Here is a 20395-nt window from a genome sequence, read left to right as displayed (position 1 = left end):
GGACATTGCGGAACGTTCCAGTCCACCCCCTTGTCGGGGGCCCCACCCGCATGGCATATAGGTCTGGACCATTGCTGTCGGATGGAAGGCATCACCGTGCAACGCCCCCACGCACGCACCGCGTTGGCCTGTTCCGCCGCGCTGCTCCTCGCCCCGCTCACGGCCTGCGGCGGTACCGCGCAGGCCGACACGAAGAAGCCCACGGCCCCCACGGGTGTGACCGCCCAGGCGGGCAGCGCCACGTCCGCCCACGTCATGTGGGAGCAGGCCTCGGACGACAAGGGGATCACCGGCTACGACGTCTACCGTGAGGGGAAGAAGGTCCTCTCGGTACCCGCGACGAAGCTGATGACCGACGTCGAGGGGCTGACCGCGTCGACGGACTACACCTTCACCGTCAGGGCACGCGACGCCGCCGGCAACGTATCGGCCCCGAGCTCCTCGGTACCCGTCACCACCCCCGCCCCCGCTCCCGACGACAAGGAGCCGCCGACCACCCCGGTGAAGCTCCGGGGCAAGGCAGGCACCGCCCGGACGGTCACGCTGTCCTGGGGCGGGTCCACCGACGACGTGGGTGTGACGGCCTACGACGTCTACCAGGAGGACTCCAGGATCCACACCGTCCCCGGCACCGAGACCACGGCCCGGCTCTCCGGACTCCGCCCCGGCACCGTCTACACCTTCACCGTCCGCGCCCGCGACGCCGCAGACCGCTCCTCGCCCGACGGCAACGCCCTCGACCTCACCACCCCGTCCGCGCCGGGCGCCCCCAAGAGCACGGCACCCACCGGACTGCGCACGAAGACCACCGCGGACGGCAAGGAGTCCCTGGTCGACCTCTCCTGGGACCAGCCGGAGACCGGCGGAACGATTCCCGCCTACCAGCTCTTCCTGGACGGAAAGCTGACCACCACGATCGTCTGGGGAGGCACGCCTCCCTCGGGCCGTGCGACGTACCGCCTCACCCTCACCGATCCGCCCGGCACACGCTACTCGCTCAAGATCAGGCCCAAGCTCCCCGACGGGAAGTGGGGTGACTTCTCGGCCCAGCGGACGGTGGTGCTCGCCGGCTGAGCCCCCACGGCCGCTCGTCCGCGGCGGCGGCCACGCGCTAAGGTACCGGGCCCGGCGGCGGTGCCGGGGCGAGCGGGGGAGGTGGCGGGCCGTGCGAAGGGCGGGGACCTCCCGGCGCGTGGTCGCCCGGGGCCAGGTCGTGCACGCCGCGTGCCGGTACTTCCTGCGGCACGGCACGGTGGACATGGACGCGCTCGCCCAGGACCTCGCCGTCAGCAGGGCGACCCTCTACCGCGTGATCGGCAGCCGCGACGCACTCCTGGCCGACGTGCTGTGGGGGCTGGCGGACCACCTCCTGGAACGGGCGCGGCGCCGACGCACCCGGCAGGGCGTGGACGGGGTCCTGGAGATCACCCGTTACTTCGTCACCGCCCTGCGCGGTTCCGTCCCCTTCGCGGACTTCCTGCGTGCCGAACCCGAGACGGCGCGGCGTCTGCTGACCGGCGGCCTCGTGCACCGGCGAGCCGTCCTGGCCCAGCGGAGCATCCTGCTGGAAGCGGGGGAGAAGGACCGCCTGTGGCCCCGGTCCGGCGTCGACGACCTCGCCTACCTCTACGTACGGGTCGTCGAATCCACCCTGTACGCCGAGTTGCTGAGCAGCCGCCGGCCCGACCTCGCCCTGGCTGAGCGCACTGCCCGCGCCGTGCTCCAGCAAACTCCCCGACGGCCGCGAGGTGCTGTCTGAGACCGTCGTCTCACCCTCGGGCGGGGCTCTGGCGGCCTCCCGCGCACCGCCCGTAGCTTCCGACTCCGACGACGGCAACTCGGAGGACGCGATGACCGGTTCACAGCCGGCCCGGACGGGCCGGACCATGCTGCTCGCTGTGTTTCTGGCGCTCGCCGGCACACTCGGCGCCCTGACTGCCCCGGCGCGGGCCGCGGAACCGCGCGCCGCGTTCAACCCGGTGATCTTCGTGCACGGCCAGGAGGGCTCGGCCCAGCAGTGGCAGTCGCAGGCCAAGCGGTTCTCCGCCAACGGCTACGACGACGGCCTGCTGTACGTCCACGAGTACGACACCTCCCTCCCGGGCGACGACCACGCGATCGCCGGGCTGGAGGCGCTGGTCGACTCCGTCCGGGCGCGCACCGGGGCCGCGCGGGTCGACATCCTCGCGCACTCGCGCGGAACGCGGGTCGCGCAGGCGTACCTCGCCGTGCCGGAACGCGCGGCGGAGGTCGCCAAGTACGTGAATCTGGACGGCCGTACGGCCGACTCGCAGCCGGGCGGGGTGCCCACACTCGCCATCTGGAGCAGCCTTCAGCCGAACGGCTCGATCGGGGGAGCGCGCAACGTCCACGAACCCCAGGCGGGACACACGGAGAGCGCCACCTCCGCCGAGAGCTTCGGCCACATCTACGCGTTCCTCCGCGGCAGGCCGCCGCTCACCACCCGGGTGCTGCCCGAGCTGCCCGGCTCCGTGGAGATCGCCGGCCGTGCCGTGCACTTCCCGCAGAACAGAGGGCTCGCAGGCCGCATCGAGGTGTGGCGTCTCGACCCCGCCACCGGCGCCCGGGCCGGCCTGCTGCCCCAGCACGTCGTGCGGGTCGGCGCGGACGGCGCCTTCGGCCCGCTCGGAGTCGGCGGACGCGGACACTACGAACTGGCGTTCGTCAGGCCGGGCGAGCGCACCGGCCACTTCTACTTCGAACCGTTCGAGCGCAGCGACCACTTCGTCCGTCTGCTCGTCTCCCCTCCGGGCGGGGTCGCGGACTCCATCGACATCTGCCCCGCGCACACGGCGCTCACCGTCGTCCGGGCACGCGAGTGGCGGGCCGGCACGGCTGACGACGACCGGCTCCGCATCGGGGGCGCCGACGTCCTGAACCGCGCCGTGTCTCCGCAGCTACGTCAGATCCTGGGCCTGTTCGCGTTCGACAAGGGATGCGACGGGGTCAGTCACCTCGACGCGGCGCTGCCGCCCTTCGACCGGATCCCCTTCCTGACGGCGACCGACCTGTCCCTCCCGGCCGACGAGCGGGCCCGCGGGTCGATCCCCGTCACCCAGACCATGCGCGGCACGGGAGGGGTGGAGGAGACCCTCGCGGTGCCGAACTGGCCCTCCGACGGCCACACCGTGTCGCTGCTCTTCAAGGACTACGTGGACATCCCGTCCGGCGGGTGAGTCCCGACGGCCCTACGGTGGTGCGCCGTTCCCGGACCGCGCGTTCCGGGAGCGGCGCACGCGGGCTCAGCCCGTGACGCGTACGGTCTCGATCCACGGGGGAGCGGCAGGGGCGGACGGGCCCACGAGTGCGGCGACCACCCGGCAGGCCGGGGTCTCGTCCGGCCAGGGAGTGAGACCATCCGTCAGCACCACGATGATGGAGGGGCGTTCGGGTACATCGAGGGCCGCCGCGATCCCGGCCCGCATGTCGGTGCCGCCGCCCCCGCCCAGGGTGATCTGTGCGGCGGACGTCACCCGGGAGACGGCCTGGACGTCGGCGTCACAGGCCAGGACGGTGACCCGGTTGCCCCGGATCCCCACCTCGCGCAGTACGCCGGTGACCTCCGCCAGTGCCGCGGCGATCTCCCGATCGCCCATCGACCCCGAGGTGTCGATGACGACCGCCACCCTGGGCAGCGGCCGCCGCAGGCTGGGCAGCACGACGCCGCGCAGGGCCGCGCCCCGCCGTGACGGCCGCCGGTAGGTGTAGTCCACCGCTCCGCCGGCCCAGGCGGCGGCCTCCCGCACGGCGCCCGCGAGCGCCTGCCGCCAGTCGACCGTGGGCTCGAGGACCTCGTCCGCCCACCGCTTCCAGCCGCCGGGCAGGGAGCCTCCGGCCCGCGCGTGGGCGCGCACGGCCTCCGCGGTGTGACGCCGCAGCGCCTCCGCCTCGGCCCTGCCCACCCCTGGCGGCCCCGTGGTCCCGGGCAGTTCCCAGGGGACCGGCTGACCGTGTGCGCCGGACCCGCAGTCGTGGGTGAGGGGGGAGGACGGCAGAGCGGGCAGATACGCCTCGAAGAGCTGCCCCTCCGGAAGGCCGAAGAGCCGTGGCTCCATGCGGCCGGCGGGCAGCGGCAAACCGTCGGCGACCAGGTCGTCGTTGATCTCGCAGTCCTGGGCGATGTTCACCCGGTGCCGGTGACGCCGGTCCGCCGCCGGCAGCAGATCCGCGCGGCCGTGATGGTCGCGCAGCAGGTGCGCGACCTCGTGCACCCATACCGCCGCCAGCTCCGCCACCGGGGTCCGGTCGACGAAGCCGGGCGAGACGTAGCAGCGCCAGTGGCGGTCCACGCCCATGGTCGGCACCCCGTCGCTGGGCACCACCGTCAGCGCGTACAGCGCCGAGGCGAGGTACGGGCGGTCCGTCGCCGCCCGGTACCGCGCCGCGAGCAGCTTCGTGGTGTCCAGCTCAGCCACCCTGCGGCAGGGCGCCGGACTGCCGCAGCAGGTCCAGGAAGCCGTCGATGCCCGGCGGCACCGGCCAGTCAGGGCTGCGCACGGCCGCCAGGTCGACCGCGGCCCGGGCGGCCACGTCGGGGACCCCCGCGTCCACGGCCTTGGCCAGCACCGCCCACCCCGACTCCCAGCGGCTCTGCGTGAGATCGCCCTGCACCGCGGCGACCACCGCGATCAGAAAGGCCAGCTGCCTGTCGCCGCGTCCGGGCAGCGCGAAGGCGTCCGGATCGGCGAGCACACGGTCCGGGTCGGGCAGGTCGAGGTGCTCCAGGTACGACAGGAGCTCGATCCCCGCACCGTCTCCGACCGCCCCGGTGAGGGCGGCGGCCAGGGCCTCACGTCCGGTGTCCGCCGCGTATCCGGTGGCCAGCAGCCGCAGGGCCATGTCCCAGGTCCTCGGGGACGGCCAGGCCCGTCCCCGGCTCTCCGCGTCGGCAGGGATGTGGTGGACCAGCCCCGGGCGTGCCGTCAGGAATCCGGAGACCGCGCCCCGCGCCCGCGCCGCCGCGCCCGGCACCCTGGCCGGGTCGACCACCGGTACGCCCAGGGCCGGCCACGTCCCCGCCATGCCGCGGGCGACGGTACGCGGGTCGTGCGTCCACCGGAGATGGACGAACCGGTTGGCCAGCGGTGGACTGAGATGCCAGCCGTCCGCCGCACTCGACGGCGGATTGGCCGCCGCCACGATGCGTACGGCCTCCGGCAACCGCAGGCTGCCCACCCGCCGTTCGAGCACGACCCGGAGAAGCGCGGCCTGCACAGCTGGCGGCGCCGACGACAGCTCGTCGAAGAACAGCAGGCCCCGGCCGGAGCGGGCGAGGCGGACCGCCCAGTCGGGCGGTGCCATCGGTACACCCGACACCTCCGGATCGTCCCCCACGACCGGCAGCCCGGCGAAGTCCGACGGCTCGTGCACGCTCGCGATGACCGTCTCCAGCTCGAGCCCCAGGCCGGCGGCCAGCTGCTCCATCCCGGCGGACTTGCCGATACCGGGCTCGCCCCACAGCAGGACCGGCTGATTGGCCGTCACGGCCAGGGCGAGAGCCTCCAGCTGCGGGCTCTCGGCGGGTTCGGTGCGGGTGGTTCGCAGGCGCCTGTTGAGCTCGTCGGCCGCGTCGAGGGGGCCCGAGGGGAGGGTCCGGGCCCTGCTGGTCGTGCTCATCGCTGCTCGTCCTCGCCGTCCTCGTTCCTGAACCATCTCTCGTACCAGTCGGCGCCGATGCCCGGGTGCTCCGTGGTCAGCCGCTCCCGGAGGAACGCGAGGTCCTCACGCTTGTAACGGTGGATCAGCTGTTCGAGGGAGAGCCCCTGTGAGTCCGTCACGTCGATCCGGGCCCCCGCGTCGATCAGCGCCCGTACGAGCGCGAGGGGTCCCCGTTCGCTCACCGCGACGCTCAGCGGGGTCCGGCCGAGATGGTCCCCGGCCTCCAGGTCGAGCCCGGCTGCCAGCAGCCGCGGCAGGAGTGCCTCGTGGTCGAGCAGCGGCAGCACGTGCAGCAGTCCCCGCCGCCTGGCGTTGCGCACCCGGAGGTCGACCCCGGCGTCCAGCAGCTCCAGGACTCCTTCGGTGTTCCCGTGCTGGATGTGCAGGAACAGCTCCTTGCGCTGTGCCCGCAGCGCCTTGGGGAGGCGCCCCTTCCCCGTCGTGCAGGAGTGCTCCACCGCGAAGCAGCCCGCGACCGCGCCGCCGAACGCCCGCATGGCGCTCTCGCGCAGCCGCTCCTCCTCCGTATGCGGTGAGCGCAGCGCGCCGTCACGGAAGACGACCTCGTGCCACTCACCGCGGCACCGGACGCGCACCGGACGCGGCAGAGACGCCTTAGGCGGCCCGAACGGCCCTTCGAGCGAGGGGAACAGGGCCCGCGCCACCAACGGGTGCAGCCACTGCGGCGGTACGACGCCCGCCCGCAGCAGATCGAGGTCGGGAAGCCGCCGCCACGCCGCCTCCGGAAGGAAGGCGGTGGGAGCGGTGGACCTCGTCCCCACGACCGTGGCCCGGAGCCGCCCGCCCGCGCTGTGGTCCGTGAGCTCCAGCAGGATGTGCCGCTGCCAGTGGCGGGCGGCCAGGAAGCGCTCCCGGCCGGTGGCGGCCGTGGCCCGGCGTACCGCCGACTCGAGCCGGGGAATGTCGATCGCGGTCGCGCGGAGGACGTCCCCCGGGTCCACCCGGTACCTCGACCGCTCGGTGGAGGGCGGCGTCGGATCCCACTCGATCCCCGCGGCGTCGAACGCCTCCGAGATATCGCCCTCCTCGTACAGCAGGGCCACCCGCTCCGCCCGGGCAGCGGCATCGCCGTCACCGGACGCGCCGAGTTCCTGAGGCGTGAGCGGGGTGCCGTCGTGGTGGAGGAAGGGAATCCGGCGGCCGGCCCCAACGGCCGTCCGCAGACCGTCCGTACGCCGGGAGTCCCACAGGTACCGGACGGAGCGCCAGTCCTCGGTGTCGCGATCGAACAGACCCGGGGCGGCCTCGCCGGGCACGGCACCGAAGCGCAGCGAGAGCCGCTGGCGGCCCTCCGCCATCGGGGGCGTGCGCAGATGGAGATACGGCGCGTGGGGCAGGCCGGACCCGCCTTCGTGCCCGGCGTGTCCGGCGTATCCGGCGAGGACGACGGTCCGGTCCGGGGCGAGTGTCGAGCGTCCTCCCAGGACCCGGGGCAGGTGCCAGCGCACCAGGTCGGGCACCAGGTGGCGCAGGTCCGTCATGAGTGCCTCAGCCACGGGCGTGCCGTACGCGCCGGCCACCTCGGCGAGGGCGAAGTCCACGTCGACGGCGGCCGCGGCGAGCGCGCCCCGCCAGTCACCGGCCAGCCGCCGCTCGGCGGACCGCTCGATCATCCCGCGGGGCACGGCGTACCGCCGGACCTGCCACAGGCTCGACGCCTCCTCACGGGTGAGGAACCGGTCCTCCGGACGCGGCCTCACCGGTAGACGCTCCGGATCGCGCGGAGGTCGGGGTGGGCGCCGTGGTCCGGGCGCAGCCGGGTGGCGAAGGACCGCTTCACCTTGCGGGGGAGCCCGGGGCCCAGACCGACGTACTCCAGCCGGCAGTCCGCGCCGACAGCGCCCAGCAGGGCCTTCGCCCCCCGCCCGGTCAGCCCGGTGTGGGCCAGTTCGAGGCGCCGCAGAGGGCTTCCTGGCAGAGCCAGGGCCAGCGCGCGGGCGCCGTCGTCACCGGTCGCGTTGCCCACCGCCCCGAGGCTGCGCTCCGACAGCGGCCGCCCGAGGTCGAGGGCTTCGATCGCGCCGAGCGCGTCGGCCAGGGCGCGGGCCCCGGCCGGGCCGACGCCGTTGCCGCCGAGCCCGAGCCGGACCGGGCGATCCGGATCGGCCGAGGCGGCGAGCACGGCGGCCCCGGCGTCGCCGAGGTGGTTGGCCGACAGGTACAGCTCCCGCACCCCCGCCTCCCGGATCAGCGAGGCGAGGAGCGGAGCGGCGTCCGGACCGATGCCGTTGCCACCGAGGAAGAGCCTCTCCAGCGGCTGTTCCCGCGAGGTCAGCGCGGTGAGCAGCTCCTCCAGACCGGCGGCGGTGATCCCGGTGTTGACGAGGTCGAGGGTGCGCAGCGAGACGGTGCGGGCCAGCATCGGCGCGAGCGCCCGGACGCCGGTGTCACCGAGCGGGTTCCGCTTCAGCCACAGCGCCCTGACGGTGGAGTCCTCGCTCAGCGCGGCCGAGAGCGCGGCGGCGCCCCCGGCCCCGATGCGGTTGCAGCCGAGGTAGACCGTCCGCAGCCCGTGTCCGGGTACGCGGCGCAGGGCGTCCGCCACCGAGCGCGCGCCCTCGTCGCCGAGGGAGTTGGTCCCGAGCAGGACATGGCGGGCGTGCGGCGACCGGGCCAGGGCGGGCATCAGCAGTGCCGCGCCGGCGGCCCCGAGGCCTTGCTTGCACAGGTCGACCCGGCCGTCGGCCCGCAGGGTGCCGACCGGGAACACCTCGTCGGGTCCGACCGTCCGCTCACTCCCGAGCCGCTCCGACAGCGGGTGCAGCGCGGCCACATCGACGAGCGGAACGTCCGGGTGCTCGATCGCGGGGCAGCGCACGGGCATCGGCTGTGACAACACAACTCCCCCAGTCCCACGCCGGATTTAGGGCCGTAGGCGGACCGTTCGCGTCCACCACCGCCCGACCGGCGTCGGCGCGATCCTCCAGGAACAGGTGGCAAGACCGGCCGGATTCGAACCGGCGTCCTCCAGCTCGCTGCGTGGGCGCGACGACCTCTGCGCTACAGCCTTGCCGTGCGTGATCATAACGGCCAACGACTCGAATTCGCACGCCAGTACGCTGACGGTGAGGTGCCGCCGCACCGCGTCCTGTCGTGGCCGGTGTTCCCGCCGCCCTGGCGTACCGCGCGGCTGCCGCCGGACAGCGGGAGCGCGGGCCGTCGGGCCGTGGGGGGCCGAAGCGGCCCGTGCGGCCACGTCGTCGCTACGCCGGAGGCCGCACCCACGGAGCGAAGCGCTGACCAGGGGGTGCGTCCTCCCGCCAGTACCGGAGGACGCTCTCGTGCACGACCTCGAGCCGTTCTGCCGCAATGAGACAGGAGACGGGCTCGCGGCCGCCGGCGTCCGCCTCGAAGGCGACGAGTACCGGCGGCTCCTCGCCGATCTGACGCGTGACCCGCGCCAGCTCCTCACCCGTCGGCGCCCTGAAGACCGGACCGTGGAACACCGCCGGACAGCTGACGAGGGCGTGGCGCGAGATAATGAACGTGTTCAATAATGAGGGGCGTGGGTGGCCGTGCCGCATGACGGGCGGTCCGCCCTCCCACTGGCACGCCGAGAGGATCCGCACCGATGAGACGTGACCGCTGTCGCCGTGCCTCCCGGATCGCGGCCGCCGCCTGTACGGCCGCCATGGCGGCCGGCGGGCTCGCCGTGGGGGCTCCGGGCGCCTCGCACGGGGAGCAGTCGCTGCTCTGGCTGTCCCAGCCGGGCCTGACCCTCCTGTACGTGTTCGTCCTCATGCCGCTCACCGCACTCCTCGGCGATCCCGGCGGGGGTGAGGCCGGTGCCTTGAGCCCCGCTCTCGGGTGCGGGCTGGGCGCGGCTGTGAACGTACTGCTCGTGCGGGCGGTCGTGTGTGCCGCCCGCGCGGTCGCGGCGGATCTCCCCGGATGCGGGAAGCGCCGCACCCCGGCGCGATGACACGCGGGGTGCGGCGCCCGGCCGTGCGGCGTCAGCCCAGCTGCTCGTACGCCGGCAGCGTCAGGAAGTCCGCGTAGTCCTGGTCCAGGGAGACCTGGAGCAGGAGGTCGTGGGCCTGCTGCCACTTGCCGGACTCGAAGGTCTCCTCGCCGACCTCCGCGCGGATCACGGCCAGTTCCTCGGCGGCGACCTTGCGGGCCAGGTCCGCCGTGGCGTGTTGGCCGTCCTCGAAGACCACGTCCGCGTTGATCCACTGCCAGATCTGCGAGCGCGAGATCTCGGCGGTGGCCGCGTCCTCCATCAGGTTGAAGATGGCGACCGCGCCCATGCCGCGCAGCCACGCCTCGATGTAGCGGACGCCGACCGCGACGGCGTTGCGCAGGCCGTCGTACGTGGGCTTCGCGTCCAGCGTGTCGATGGCGATCAGGTCGCCCGGCGCCACGGAGACGTCCTCGCGCAGGCGGTCCTTCTGGTTCGGCTTGTCGCCGAGGACCGCGTCGAAGGAGGTCATGGCGATCGGGACCAGGTCCGGGTGGGCCACCCAGGAGCCGTCGAAGCCGTCGTTCGCCTCGCGGTCCTTGTCCGCCTTGACCTTCTCGAAGGCGACCTTGTTGACCTCGGCGTCACGCCGCGAGGGGATGAAGGCCGCCATCCCGCCGATGGCGTGGGCGCCGCGCTTGTGGCAGGTGCGGACCAGCAGTTCGGTGTACGCCCGCATGAACGGGGCGGTCATCGTGACCAGGTTGCGGTCCGGCAGGACGAACTTCGATCCGCCGTCACGGAAGTTCTTGACGATGGAGAAGAGGTAGTCCCAGCGGCCCGCGTTCAGCCCGGAGGCGTGGTCGCGGAGCTCGTAGAGGATCTCCTCCATCTCGTACGCGGCGGTGATCGTCTCGATCAGGACGGTCGCGCGGACCGTGCCCTGCGGGATGCCGACGTAGTCCTGGGCGAAGACGAAGATGTCGTTCCAGAGGCGGGCCTCCAGGTGTGACTCCGTCTTCGGCAGGTAGAAGTACGGGCCCTTGCCGAGGTCGATCAGACGCTGGGCGTTGTGGAAGAAGTAGAGGCCGAAGTCGACCAGCGCGCCGGGCACCGGGGTGCCGTCGAGCTGGAGGTGGCGCTCGTTCAGGTGCCAGCCGCGCGGACGCGTCACGACGGTCGCGAGCTCCCCGGCGGGCTTGAGGGCGTACGACTTGCCCGACTTCGCGTCGGTGAAGTCGATGTTCCGGGTGTAGGCGTCGATCAGGTTGAGCTGGCCGGTGATCACGTTCTCCCACGTGGGGGCGGACGCGTCCTCGAAGTCGGCGAGCCAGACCTTGGCGCCCGAGTTCAGGGCGTTGATGGTCATCTTGCGGTCGGTCGGACCGGTGATCTCCACCCTGCGGTCGTCGAGCGCGGCCGGGGCCGGGGCGACCTTCCAGGTGTCGTCCACGCGGATCGCTTCCGTTTCCGGCAGGAAGTCCAGCGTGGAGGTGCGGGCGATCTCGGCCCGGCGCTCGCCACGGCGGGCGAGCAGCTCGTCACGCCGGGGCGTGAACTGCCGGTGCAGCTCGGCCACGAACGCGAGGGCCGCATCGGTCAGGACCTCGTCCTGCCTCGGCAGGGGCTCGGCGTCGACGATGGCCAGCGGGGACGGCGCTGGTGCGGACATGAGCTGTCACTCCTTCAGCGGGGGCGGCGCGGACGGCGTCCCACGGCCGCCGGGTCGCCTGGTATGGCACGGCGTGCCGTGGCTCCGAGATACGGCCGTGGGTGCCGTCCGGGTGCGAAGCGATGCCGCGTGCGTGCCGCATGCTTCTGATCAGTGGATATTAGTTTCCTCATGGTGGAAGTTCAATGGTTTGTTGATGTCGAGATTCTCCGGGTCGACAGATGTGCGGCCGTTGGTGGCGCGGCGTGCCAGGTCCTGTACGGACGGTTCACCCCCGGCGCGTCGGTCACTCCAGGTGCGTCAGATCCTCCGCCGTGTCGATGTCGTACGCCTGAGCCACATCGGAACACTCGACGAGCGTGATCGCATCGCGATGCGCCCGCAGGTAGGCCCGGGCTCCCTGGTCGCCGAGCGCGCCGGCCGCGATGTCCGCCCACCGGTCGGCCCCGAACAGCACGGGGTGGCCGCGTACCCCGTCGTACGCGGCGGCCGCCAGGGCCGTCCGCGACAGACAGGCCGAGCGGACGCGCGCCACCGCCTCCGCCCCGATGCCCGGCTGGTCGACCAGGAGCACGAGGGCCGCGTCAGCGGCCGAGCCCTCGAGCGCGTCCAGCCCGGCCCTCAGTGAGGACCCCATGCCCTCCTCCCACAGCGGGTTCACCGTCACCGCGCAGGCCGAGAGGTCCGCCCGTGCCCGCACATCGTCGGCAGCGGCGCCCAGCACGACGTGGACGGGGCCGCAGCCGCCGTTGCGCAGCGCTCGTGCGGCGTGCTCGACGAGGGGGCGGCCGCGGTGTTCCAGCAGGGCCTTCGGCCGGCCGCCGAGGCGGCGGCCGCCTCCTGCCGCGAGCAGTACTCCGGCGACCGAGGGGATCCGTTGTGTGTGAGGCATGTGCCCTGGATACCACTGCGGCGTCCGTACCGGCGGGAGGAGTGTCACCCCTCAGGGGTACGCTCGTTCTCGGTCCGCACTGTGGCGCGCGCCACCTTCGATGGCGTTAACTTGCGGACGGCCCCAGGCATTTGACCGCGCTTGGGGCGGGGTCGACACACCGGCACAATGACGTGCGAGGGGGAGTGCTTTGTTGCGAAGCGTGGGGCAGGAGCGTTTGACCGGCAGCGGCGAGGATCCGAGAGTGACGGAGCTGCGTACGGCCGTCTCCCGGCTCCGCCGTGAACTGGCCGGACACCCTGCCGAGTTCCCGGACCGGGGCATCGCCGAGGACGAGCTGGCGGCCCTGGATTCCATGGCGGTCAGCGGGAGGCCGGAGATCCCCCGGCTGCGCCGCTCGCTGCTGCTGGTCGTGGGGGCGATCGGCTCCGTCAGCGCACTCGCGCCCGGTCTGCGCGAGGTGCGGATCGCCGTCGAGCTCTTCGGGGACTCCCCGGACCGCTGACAGCCGACCTCGCGGGCTTCGGGCCCGCGCGGGCCCGAAGCCCGCGAGGTCGGCCCCGGGGAGTCCGTCCGCGGCCGTTGATGCGCGGGTCCGAAGCCCGGCCCTCTGGCCGGACCGGAGTGGGGGCCTCAGGCGGCCGGCCCGCTGCTCGCCAGCGCCTCGGAGAGCTCCTTCGCGATCTGCTGCAGGATCGGCACGATCCGCTCGGTCGCCGCCTCCGTCACCCGGCCCGCGGGCCCGGAGATGGAGATGGCGGCCGAGGTCGGGGAGTCGGGCACCTGGACGGCGAGGCAGCGCACCCCGATCTCCTGCTCGTTGTCGTCCACCGCGTAACCCGCCCGCCGCACCAGTTCGAGCGCTTCGAGGAAGCCGTCCGGTGTGGTGATCGTCTTGTCGGTGGCCGCGGGCATGCCCGTACGGGCCAGCAGGGCCCGTACCTCGTCCGCCGGGGTGTGGGCGAGGAGAGCCTTGCCGACACCCGTGGAGTGCGGGAGGACCCGGCGGCCCACCTCCGTGAACATCCGCATCGAATGCTTCGACGGGACCTGGGCGACGTAGACGATCTCGTCCCCGTCGAGCAGCGCCATGTTCGCCGTCTCGCCCGTCTCCTCGACCAGGCGCTGGAGATACGGCCGTGCCCAGGTGCCCAGCAGCCGGGACGCGGACTCGCCGAGACGGATCAGGCGCGGGCCGAGAGCGTAACGCCGGTTGGGCTGCTGGCGTACGTAGCCGCAGACGACCAGGGTGCGCATCAGCCGGTGGATGGTCGGGAGCGGGAGCCCGCTGCTCGCGGACAGCTCGCTGAGCCCGACCTCGCCCCCGGCATCCGCCATGCGCTCCAGGAGATCGAAGGCGCGTTCGAGGGACTGTACGCCGCCGCTGGGACCGGCGGGCTTGGAGTCGGAAGTGCTGGCGTGGGACGGCGGCACGTCAACGGTCCTTTCGAGGCGGAGGCAAGGCAGCAGCCTACCGGGCTGCTCCCGATCGGCCCACTGCTCCCGGTGCGGCGTCCTTGCCGGTCAGGACCTGTTTTGTCCTGGTGTCGGCGGTCAGGGCCGCGTTCGGCGCGAAGCGCGGTGACGCTGCTCCTGGCCCATTCTACGTTCCGCCTGTCGAAAATGAACTTTTACTTCGTGGAAATCTCCAAGCGGCCGCCCTGTGGTGCGCTGGTGGCCCCACGGGAAGGTCGAGGCCTTGACGGGCCGCTTTCCCGAGTGAAGACTCCTTCAACAAATCGTTGAATCTGCGTGAGGAGCACAGGTGTCCGGTGTGGACGTGAAGCTGGTACTCCGCTCGACGCGCGTCGTCACCCCCGAGGGAACCCGCGCCGCAGCGGTCCTCGTCGCCGACGGAGCCATCGAGGCGGTCCTGCCGTACGAGACCGAGGTGCCCGCGGGGGCCCGTGTCGAGGACTTCGGTGACGACGTCCTGCTGCCGGGGCTCGTCGACACCCATGTCCATGTGAACGACCCCGGCCGCACCGAGTGGGAGGGCTTCTGGACCGCCACCCGCGCCGCGGCGGCCGGCGGCATCACGACCCTGCTCGACATGCCGCTCAACTCCCTCCCGCCGACCACCACCGTGGAGAACCTCCGCGTCAAGCAGCAGGTGGCCGCCCCCAAGGCGCACGTCGACACGGGATTCTGGGGAGGCGCGATCCCCTCCAACACCAAGGATCTGCGTCCCCTGTCCGAGGCCGGTGTCTTCGGCTTCAAGTGCTTCCTCTCGCCCTCCGGCGTCGAGGAGTTCCCGGAGCTCGACCAGGAGCAGCTGGCCCGCTCGATGGCCGAGGTCGCGGGCTTCGGCGGCCTGATGATCGTGCACGCCGAGGACCCGCACCACCTGGCGTCCGCCCCGCAGAAGAGCGGGGAGAAGTACGCCGACTTCCTCGCGTCCCGGCCGCGCGACGCCGAGAACGCCGCGATCGAGGGCCTCATCGCCCAGGCCCGGCGGCTGAACGCCCGCATCCACGTGCTGCACCTCTCCTCGAGCGACGCGCTGCCGTTGATCGCCGCGGCCAAGGCGGAGGGTGTCCGGGTCACGGTCGAGTCCTGCCCGCACTTCCTCACCCTGACCGCCGAGGAGGTACCGGACGGTGCCACCGAGTTCAAGTGCTGCCCGCCCATCCGGGAGTCCGCCAACCAGGACGCCCTCTGGGCCGGCCTCGCCGACGGCACTATCGACTGCGTCGTCTCCGACCACTCGCCCTGCACCACCGATCTGAAGACGCCCGACTTCGCCTCGGCCTGGGGCGGGATCTCCTCCCTCCAGCTGGGCCTGCCGGCGATCTGGACCGAGGCGCGCCGGCGGGGCCACAGCCTGGAGGACGTCGTCCGCTGGATGTCCACCGCACCGGCCGAGCTCGCCGGGCTCAGCCGCAAGGGCGCCATCGAGGCCGGGCGGGACGCCGACTTCGCCGTCCTGGCTCCGGACGAGACGTTCACCGTCGACCCCGCCGGACTCTTCCACCGCAACCAGGTCACCGCCTACGCGGGGAAGACCCTGCAGGGCGTCGTCAGGTCGACCTGGCTGCGCGGCACGCGGATCGCGGCCGACGGCGTACTCGCCGAACCGGCCGGCCGCCTCCTCGAAAGGAACCGCTGACCATGACGTCGATCCCGCACTTCACCGGTGACGCGAGCCCCTACGGAGGCGGCGACCCGTACGCCGACTACCGGACGGCCGACTTCCCGTTCACCCACCTCGTGGACCTCGCGGACCGGCGCCTCGGCGCGGGTGTCGTCGCCGCCAACGACGAGTTCTTCGCCGAGCGCGAGAACCTCCTGAGGCCGGAGCCCGCGGAGTTCGACCCGGAGCGCTTCGGGCACAAGGGCAAGATCATGGACGGATGGGAGACCCGTCGCCGTCGTGGTGCGGGCGCGGAGGAGCCCCACCCCACCGACGCGGACCACGACTGGGCCCTCGTGCGCCTCGGCGCTCCCGGCGTGGTGCGCGGTCTGATCGTCGACACCGCCCACTTCCGAGGAAACTACCCGCAGTCGGTCTCCGTCGAGGCGGCCTCGGTGCCCGGCTCCCCGTCCCCCGACGACCTCCTCGGGCCCGACGTGAAGTGGACGACCCTCGTGCCCCGCACGGCCGTCGGAGGCCACGCGGCGAACGGCTTCGCGGTCGACGCGGGGCGGCGTTTCACCCATCTGCGGGTCAACCAGCACCCCGACGGGGGCATAGCCCGTCTGCGCGTCCACGGCGAGGTGGCCCCCGACCCGGCGTGGCTGGCCGCCCTCGGTACCTTCGACGTGGTGGCCCTGGAGAACGGCGGCGAGGTCGAGGACGCCTCCGACCGCTTCTATTCCCCGGCCACGAACACCATCGCGCCGGGCCGCTCCCGCAAGATGGACGACGGCTGGGAGACCCGCCGCCGGCGCGACAAGGGCAACGACTGGATCCGCTACCGGCTGGCCGAGCAGTCCGAGATCCGCGCGGTCGAGATCGACACCGCGTACCTGAAGGGCAACGCGGCCGGATGGGCCGAGATCTCGGTGAGCGACGGAGAGGACGGACGGACGTCCGTGCTCCTGCCCCGGACCCGGCTGCAGCCCGACACGAACCACCGCTTCGTCCTGCCGGAGCCCGTGCGCGGCACCCACGTCAGGATCGACATCTTCCCGGACGGCGGAATCTCCCGGCTGCGGCTCTTCGGCTCGCTGACCGAGGAGGGCGCCGCCCGGCTGGCGGCCCGTCACGACGCTCTCGGCGGCTAGGGACTTCCGTCCGGATCCCGCCGGATCAGGGAGCGGTGCCGGGGCGCGGGCCCGGCGTTTCCGTACAACGGGCACCGGCTCTCCCGGGCGTTGTGCGCGGTCCACCGGCGGGTGTGCCGGTTCATGAACGGTCTGTAGCGGTATGGGACCCTGGTCGGGACGTCGCCGTCCCGACCAGGAGCCGCCATGATCTTCATCGCCGTCAAGTTCACCGTGCGTACCGCCGAGCGGGACAACTGGCTCCCGGCCGTGGAGGACTTCACCCTCGCCACCCGTCAGGAGCCGGGGAACCTCTTCTTCGACTGGTCCTACAGCGTCGAGAACCCGGACCAGTTCGTCCTGCTCGAGGCGTTCGCCTCCCAGGAGGCGGGGGTGGCGCATGTCAACTCCGACCACTTCAAGGCGGCGATCGACACCATGTCCGAGCTCGTCAGCGAGATCCCGGAGATCATCAACGTCGAGGTGCCCGGGGACGACTGGTCCCGGATGTCGGAGGTCACCCCCCGCAACCGGTGACCGTCGCCGGGCCGGTGAACGCCGCCGCAGGCCGCGCCCGGCGTGAGGCCCTGCCCGGCGCCCGGCGTGGGGCCGCGCCCGGTGTGGGGCACCGCGCCGGGCGTCAGGCCTGGCCCTTGGCCGTCAGAACTCCTCGTGCGTGTCGGGGTCCCCGCCGAAGCGGTGCGGCGGCCGCGCCCCGATGAGGTCGAGTTCGCGCGGGGTCAGCTCGAAGCCGAAGAGGTCGAGGTTCTCCCGCTGCCGCCCGGGATCGGCGGACTTCGGGATCGGTACCGCACCCAGCTGGGTGTGCCAGCGCAGCACGACCTGGCCGGGCGTCACCCCGTGGGCCTCGGCGACGGAGACCACTTCCGGGGTCTCGAGCACCTGGCGCCCCCGGGCCAGCGGACTCCAGCTCTCCGTGACGATGCCCTTCGCGGCATGCACGGACCGGAGCTCCTCCTGGGGGAGCAGCGGATGCATCTCGATCTGGTTCACCACGGGCAGCACCCCCGTCTCCCGCTCCAGCCGGTCCAGATGCTCCGCCGTGAAGTTGGAGACGCCGATGGAGCGTACGAGGCCGTCCTCGCGCAGCTTGATCATCGCTTTCCAGGTGTCCACGTACTTGTCCACCCGGGGCAGTGGCCAGTGGATGAGGTACAGGTCGACGTGGTCCAGCCCCAGATTGCTCCGGGACTCCTCGAAGGAGGCCAGCGTCTCCTCGTAGCCGTGGTGCCGGCCGGGCACCTTCGTCGTGACGAAGAGCTCCTCCCGCGGCACGCCGGAACGGGCGATGCCCCGGCCCGTACCGGCCTCGTTCCGGTAGTTCAGTGCGGTGTCGACCAGCCGGTAGCCGAGCTCCAGCGCGCCGGCCACCGCCTCCTCCGCCGCGTCGTCGTCGAGCGGCCAGGTGCCGAGGCCCACCGCGGGGACGGTGCTTCCGTCGTGGAGGTTGCGGACCGGGGGCGGTGTCTGGCTCATGGTCTCCCATTTCGTTCGCGTGGGCCGTTCCCCGCCAGCGTAGGACGGGCCGCCGGGCGGGGCGCGGTACGCGGGAGGCGGGCACCTCAGCAGAGGTCGTTGTGCCACTCCCCGTCCTCCCGGACCCAGGGCGACGTCTCGTCGTACTGCGGCTCGCCCACGCCGTAGGTCACCTGCGCGATGTCCGGGTGGATGTCGTCCACGGAGAGCCGCCGCAAGGTGTAAGCCTTCCCCAACTGCTCGGCGGTCTGGGCAGCCCGGTCGACGAGTGACTGGAAGGAGGCCTCGGACCACTCCTTCCGGCAGCGGGCGGAGAGCAGTGCGTAGGCGGCACCGGCGTCAGGCTCGTAGTAGGCCTTCACGTACGTCCGCACGGACGACTCCAGGGCGCCGGAGTCCACCGGGGCGGCGGAGGAGGCCGCGGGTGAGGCGGCGGAACGCGAGGCGGACGGCGTCGCGCCGGGTCCGGCGGAACAGGACGTCAGCGTGACGAGGACGGCGGCGAGTACGGACAGCCCGGCGGGAAGAGTCAGTGCGGTGCGCATGTGCCCTGTGTATCGAAGATCCGCACGGTTCATCGGTCATGTGTACGAACTGTGACCGTTCTTCCGCGGCGCGGCGGAGTTCACCGGGCGGACCGGCGGGTTCAGCCCGAAAGTGGTGTCAGAGGTGCTGGAAGCACACGTACTGCCCGGATCCGCGGCAGTGAGGCGAAGGAGCAGGACCATGGCGGAGCTCACGCTCACCGCGTTCGTGTCCCTCGACGGGGTGATGCAGGCGCCCGGAGGCCCTGACGAGGACACCACGGGCGGGTTCGCGTACGGCGGCTGGCTGGCGCCCTTCGCGGACGAGGGCATGGGGGCCTTCATGAACGAGGTGTTCGACCGGTCGGGGGCCTACCTCCTCGGACGGCGTACGTATGACATCTTCTCGGCCTACTGGCCCCGGGTCACGGACCCGGAGGACCCGATCGCCTCCCGGCTCAACACGCTGCCGAAGCACGTCGTCTCCACGACCCTGACCGATCCCGGGTGGGAGAACACGACCGTCGTCGCGGCCGACGTGCCGGCGGAGGTCGCGCGGCTGAAGGAGCGGACGGCGGAGGGTGAGCTGCAGATCCACGGCAGCGGGATCCTGGCCCGGTCACTTCTCGAGCACGGACTGATCGACGAGATCAACCTGCTGGTCTTCCCGGTCTGTCTGGGCAGCGGCAGGCGCCTCTTCGCGGACGGCGGGAAGCCGACGGCCTTCGAGCTGACCGGTGTCCGGCCCACCGGCAGCGGCATCGCGATCCACACCTACCGGCCCGCGGGGGACGCGCGGTTCGGGACCGTCGGCGAGGTGTGAGGAGGCGGGCCGGCACCAGGGCCCGGGGGTGGGGTCCAGTCAGGGCTGCGGCCCAGGGCAGCCAGGACCAGGGGCAGCGTGCCGGGTCGGCCACGGCGGTCGGAGGGGATCCCCTCGTCCAGGGCGAGGCCTGGGCGGAACGCGGCGCCCGGGGCACGCCGTACGTCGCCGTCCGGCACGGCTCGGGCGATCGGCAGGGCCTCACGGAGCACGGGCTCCGGCAGGCGGACCGCGAGCCCGAGCGCTGAGGCGACATCCCAGGCGTGCGCCACGTAGTCGACGAAGTGAAAGCCGACGGCCCGGGGAGCGGGCACCGGCCGCACGGTGATCTCCGGCAGGGTGAACTGTCTTTCGGGCAGGCCGGGGGAGGCGAAGGCGTCCAGGACGGCCGTCGCGGCGGTCCGGTAGGCGCCGGCCGGGTCGTCCCCGAGGTCCCGCGTCCGCCAGGCGGAGGCGTCCGCTCCTTCTTCCCGCGATGCTGCGGCGAAGCCGTGGTGCTGTGCGGCCATGTGCTCCACCAGCTCACGCAAGGTCCACCGGCCGCACGGGGTCGGGCGCCCCCAGTCGCCGGAGCGGGCCTCGTCCACCACACGCACGGACTCCAGGACGGCGATGCGGTCGAGCAGGACGAGGTCCGCGGGTGTCCCGATCAGCTCCACGGGCCGCCTCCGGTCAGGATTCGCTCCGCGTCCGCCCAGAGCGGCGCGAGTCCGGTGCCGCCGACCGTCGGGAGGCCGGCGGTGGGGGCGCCCAGCGCCGTCTCGTGGAGGACCGACCGCATCACTCCGCGCCCCCGGAACGCCCGGACGACGCGCAGGTGGTCGGGCCGGGCGACGAAGCGCATCAGGGAAGCCTCGTCGGTCCATACGGTGACCGACCCCGACCGGTTCAGGCGAGGACCGGGGTCCATCCAGAGCCGGATGGCGACTGCTCCGGGCGTCTGTGGCCAGCTGCGCCGGAGCCGCATGCCCTCGAACGCGACGGCGGGCGTGCCCCACGGGCGGTGCGTGCTGAATTCGGTGATGCTGACGACGACGGCCGAGCCGGGGTCCGCACTGTCCGCCGCCGGACCGTTCTTCCAGGACGTCTTCCAGATGCCGGAGGGCATGACCGGCCCCCTTCGTCGAGGTGGGTGGGCCGGACCGGTGCCGCGGCCTCCCGTCGACGATATAACTATACG

21 protein-coding genes and 1 pseudogene are annotated in these 20395 nt (G+C 72.7%); 9 read left to right on the top strand and 13 right to left on the bottom strand.

All coding sequences use genetic code 11. The features are described 5' to 3' along the window. Positions 1-81 precede the first annotated feature (81 nt). From ACIRJR_RS18280 to ACIRJR_RS18270, 3 genes are all read left to right on the top strand, one after another. Complete coding sequence (locus tag ACIRJR_RS18280; RefSeq protein WP_403781283.1) at positions 82-1074, top strand: fibronectin type III domain-containing protein; 993 nt, start codon at positions 82-84, stop codon at positions 1072-1074. Positions 1075-1165: 91 nt separating this feature from the next. Next, positions 1166-1759 (top strand): QsdR family transcriptional regulator, encoded by a 594-nt coding sequence (locus ACIRJR_RS18275; protein WP_403781280.1) that lies wholly within the window; start codon positions 1166-1168, stop codon positions 1757-1759. After that, complete coding sequence (locus ACIRJR_RS18270; RefSeq protein ID WP_403781277.1) at positions 1749-3197, top strand: hypothetical protein; 1449 nt, start codon at positions 1749-1751, stop codon at positions 3195-3197. The genes ACIRJR_RS18275 and ACIRJR_RS18270 overlap by 11 nt, the downstream gene beginning before the upstream one ends. A 66-nt stretch (positions 3198-3263) precedes the next feature. On the opposite strand, the gene ACIRJR_RS18265 is transcribed toward ACIRJR_RS18270, so the two are convergent. The 6 genes and pseudogenes from ACIRJR_RS18265 to ACIRJR_RS18240 all read right to left on the bottom strand — a co-directional run bounded on the left by ACIRJR_RS18265 (position 3264) and on the right by ACIRJR_RS18240 (position 9194). Continuing rightward, entirely contained in the window at positions 3264-4436 is a 1173-nt protein-coding gene (locus tag ACIRJR_RS18265; RefSeq protein ID WP_403781274.1) for a VWA-like domain-containing protein, read from the bottom strand. Further along, entirely contained in the window at positions 4429-5637 is a 1209-nt protein-coding gene (locus tag ACIRJR_RS18260; protein WP_403781271.1) for an AAA family ATPase, read from the bottom strand. The genes ACIRJR_RS18265 and ACIRJR_RS18260 overlap by 8 nt, the downstream gene beginning before the upstream one ends. Next, positions 5634-7400, bottom strand: coding sequence for an ankyrin repeat domain-containing protein (locus ACIRJR_RS18255; protein ID WP_403781268.1), 1767 nt, complete (start codon positions 7398-7400; stop codon positions 5634-5636). Before ACIRJR_RS18255 ends, ACIRJR_RS18260 begins: the two co-directional genes overlap by 4 nt. Further along, positions 7397-8536, bottom strand: coding sequence for a gala protein (locus ACIRJR_RS18250; protein WP_403781265.1), 1140 nt, complete (start codon positions 8534-8536; stop codon positions 7397-7399). The genes ACIRJR_RS18255 and ACIRJR_RS18250 overlap by 4 nt, the downstream gene beginning before the upstream one ends. Positions 8537-8634: 98 nt before the next feature. Further along, positions 8635-8710 (bottom strand): annotated as a pseudogene (locus ACIRJR_RS18245). 193 nt (positions 8711-8903) lie between these two features. Further along, positions 8904-9194, bottom strand: coding sequence for a hypothetical protein (locus ACIRJR_RS18240; protein WP_403781262.1), 291 nt, complete (start codon positions 9192-9194; stop codon positions 8904-8906). Positions 9195-9271: 77 nt separating this feature from the next. Between ACIRJR_RS18240 and ACIRJR_RS18235 the strand changes: the two genes are divergently transcribed. Then, positions 9272-9622 carry a hypothetical protein gene (locus tag ACIRJR_RS18235; protein ID WP_403781259.1) on the top strand — a complete coding sequence of 117 codons (351 nt, stop codon included), beginning with the start codon at positions 9272-9274 and terminating at the stop codon, positions 9620-9622. A 31-nt stretch (positions 9623-9653) separates the two neighbouring features. Here ACIRJR_RS18235 and aceB read toward each other — a convergent pair whose 3' ends face one another. Both aceB and ACIRJR_RS18225 read right to left on the bottom strand, forming a co-directional pair. Next, positions 9654-11273, bottom strand: a complete 1620-nt coding sequence (gene aceB, locus ACIRJR_RS18230; protein WP_403781256.1) for a malate synthase A — start codon at positions 11271-11273, stop codon at positions 9654-9656. A 286-nt stretch (positions 11274-11559) separates the two neighbouring features. Beyond that, positions 11560-12165 (bottom strand): NTP transferase domain-containing protein, encoded by a 606-nt coding sequence (locus tag ACIRJR_RS18225; protein ID WP_403781253.1) that lies wholly within the window; start codon positions 12163-12165, stop codon positions 11560-11562. 190 nt (positions 12166-12355) lie between these two features. Between ACIRJR_RS18225 and ACIRJR_RS18220 the strand changes: the two genes are divergently transcribed. Then, positions 12356-12670, top strand: a complete 315-nt coding sequence (locus tag ACIRJR_RS18220) for a DUF5955 family protein (protein WP_403781250.1) — start codon at positions 12356-12358, stop codon at positions 12668-12670. A gap of 128 nt (positions 12671-12798) precedes the next feature. On the opposite strand, the gene ACIRJR_RS18215 is transcribed toward ACIRJR_RS18220, so the two are convergent. After that, the gene (locus ACIRJR_RS18215) at positions 12799-13599 is read right to left on the bottom strand and encodes an IclR family transcriptional regulator (protein ID WP_403781247.1); all 801 of its coding nucleotides are present in this window, start codon (positions 13597-13599) and stop codon (positions 12799-12801) included. Positions 13600-13930: 331 nt separating this feature from the next. On the opposite strand from ACIRJR_RS18215, the gene allB reads away from it, so the two are divergent. The 3 genes from allB (at position 13931) to ACIRJR_RS18200 (ending at position 16908) form a co-directional block, all read left to right on the top strand. Further along, complete coding sequence (allB, locus tag ACIRJR_RS18210) at positions 13931-15274, top strand: allantoinase AllB (RefSeq protein ID WP_403781244.1); 1344 nt, start codon at positions 13931-13933, stop codon at positions 15272-15274. A 2-nt stretch (positions 15275-15276) separates the two neighbouring features. Then, positions 15277-16392: an allantoicase gene (alc, locus tag ACIRJR_RS18205; RefSeq protein WP_403781241.1), complete on the top strand. Its 1116-nt coding sequence runs from the start codon at positions 15277-15279 to the stop codon at positions 16390-16392. Positions 16393-16578: 186 nt separating this feature from the next. After that, positions 16579-16908 carry a putative quinol monooxygenase gene (locus tag ACIRJR_RS18200; RefSeq protein ID WP_103514383.1) on the top strand — a complete coding sequence of 110 codons (330 nt, stop codon included), beginning with the start codon at positions 16579-16581 and terminating at the stop codon, positions 16906-16908. A 123-nt stretch (positions 16909-17031) separates the two neighbouring features. On the opposite strand, the gene ACIRJR_RS18195 is transcribed toward ACIRJR_RS18200, so the two are convergent. Both ACIRJR_RS18195 and ACIRJR_RS18190 read right to left on the bottom strand, forming a co-directional pair. After that, positions 17032-17868, bottom strand: a complete 837-nt coding sequence (locus ACIRJR_RS18195) for an aldo/keto reductase (protein ID WP_403781238.1) — start codon at positions 17866-17868, stop codon at positions 17032-17034. Between the two features lie 86 nt (positions 17869-17954). Beyond that, on the bottom strand, positions 17955-18413 hold the full coding sequence (locus ACIRJR_RS18190; RefSeq protein WP_403781235.1) for a hypothetical protein: 459 nt from the start codon (positions 18411-18413) through the stop codon (positions 17955-17957). 181 nt (positions 18414-18594) lie between these two features. Between ACIRJR_RS18190 and ACIRJR_RS18185 the strand changes: the two genes are divergently transcribed. Beyond that, positions 18595-19215, top strand: coding sequence for a dihydrofolate reductase family protein (locus ACIRJR_RS18185; protein ID WP_403781232.1), 621 nt, complete (start codon positions 18595-18597; stop codon positions 19213-19215). Here ACIRJR_RS18185 and ACIRJR_RS18180 read toward each other — a convergent pair. Next, positions 19167-19874, bottom strand: coding sequence for a TIGR03086 family metal-binding protein (locus ACIRJR_RS18180; protein WP_403781229.1), 708 nt, complete (start codon positions 19872-19874; stop codon positions 19167-19169). The two genes, ACIRJR_RS18185 and ACIRJR_RS18180, sit on opposite strands and share 49 nt — an antisense overlap. Continuing rightward, positions 19865-20323: a hypothetical protein gene (locus tag ACIRJR_RS18175; protein WP_403781226.1), complete on the bottom strand. Its 459-nt coding sequence runs from the start codon at positions 20321-20323 to the stop codon at positions 19865-19867. The genes ACIRJR_RS18180 and ACIRJR_RS18175 overlap by 10 nt, the downstream gene beginning before the upstream one ends. Between the last annotated feature and the right edge of the window lie 72 nt (positions 20324-20395).

Source organism: Streptomyces sp. NPDC102402, from assembly GCF_044765765.1.
In the GTDB taxonomy this organism is placed as follows: domain Bacteria; phylum Actinomycetota; class Actinomycetes; order Streptomycetales; family Streptomycetaceae; genus Streptomyces.
The sequence above is the reverse complement of the archived record's forward strand: the minus strand, read 5'-3'. Positions and strand labels throughout refer to the sequence as shown.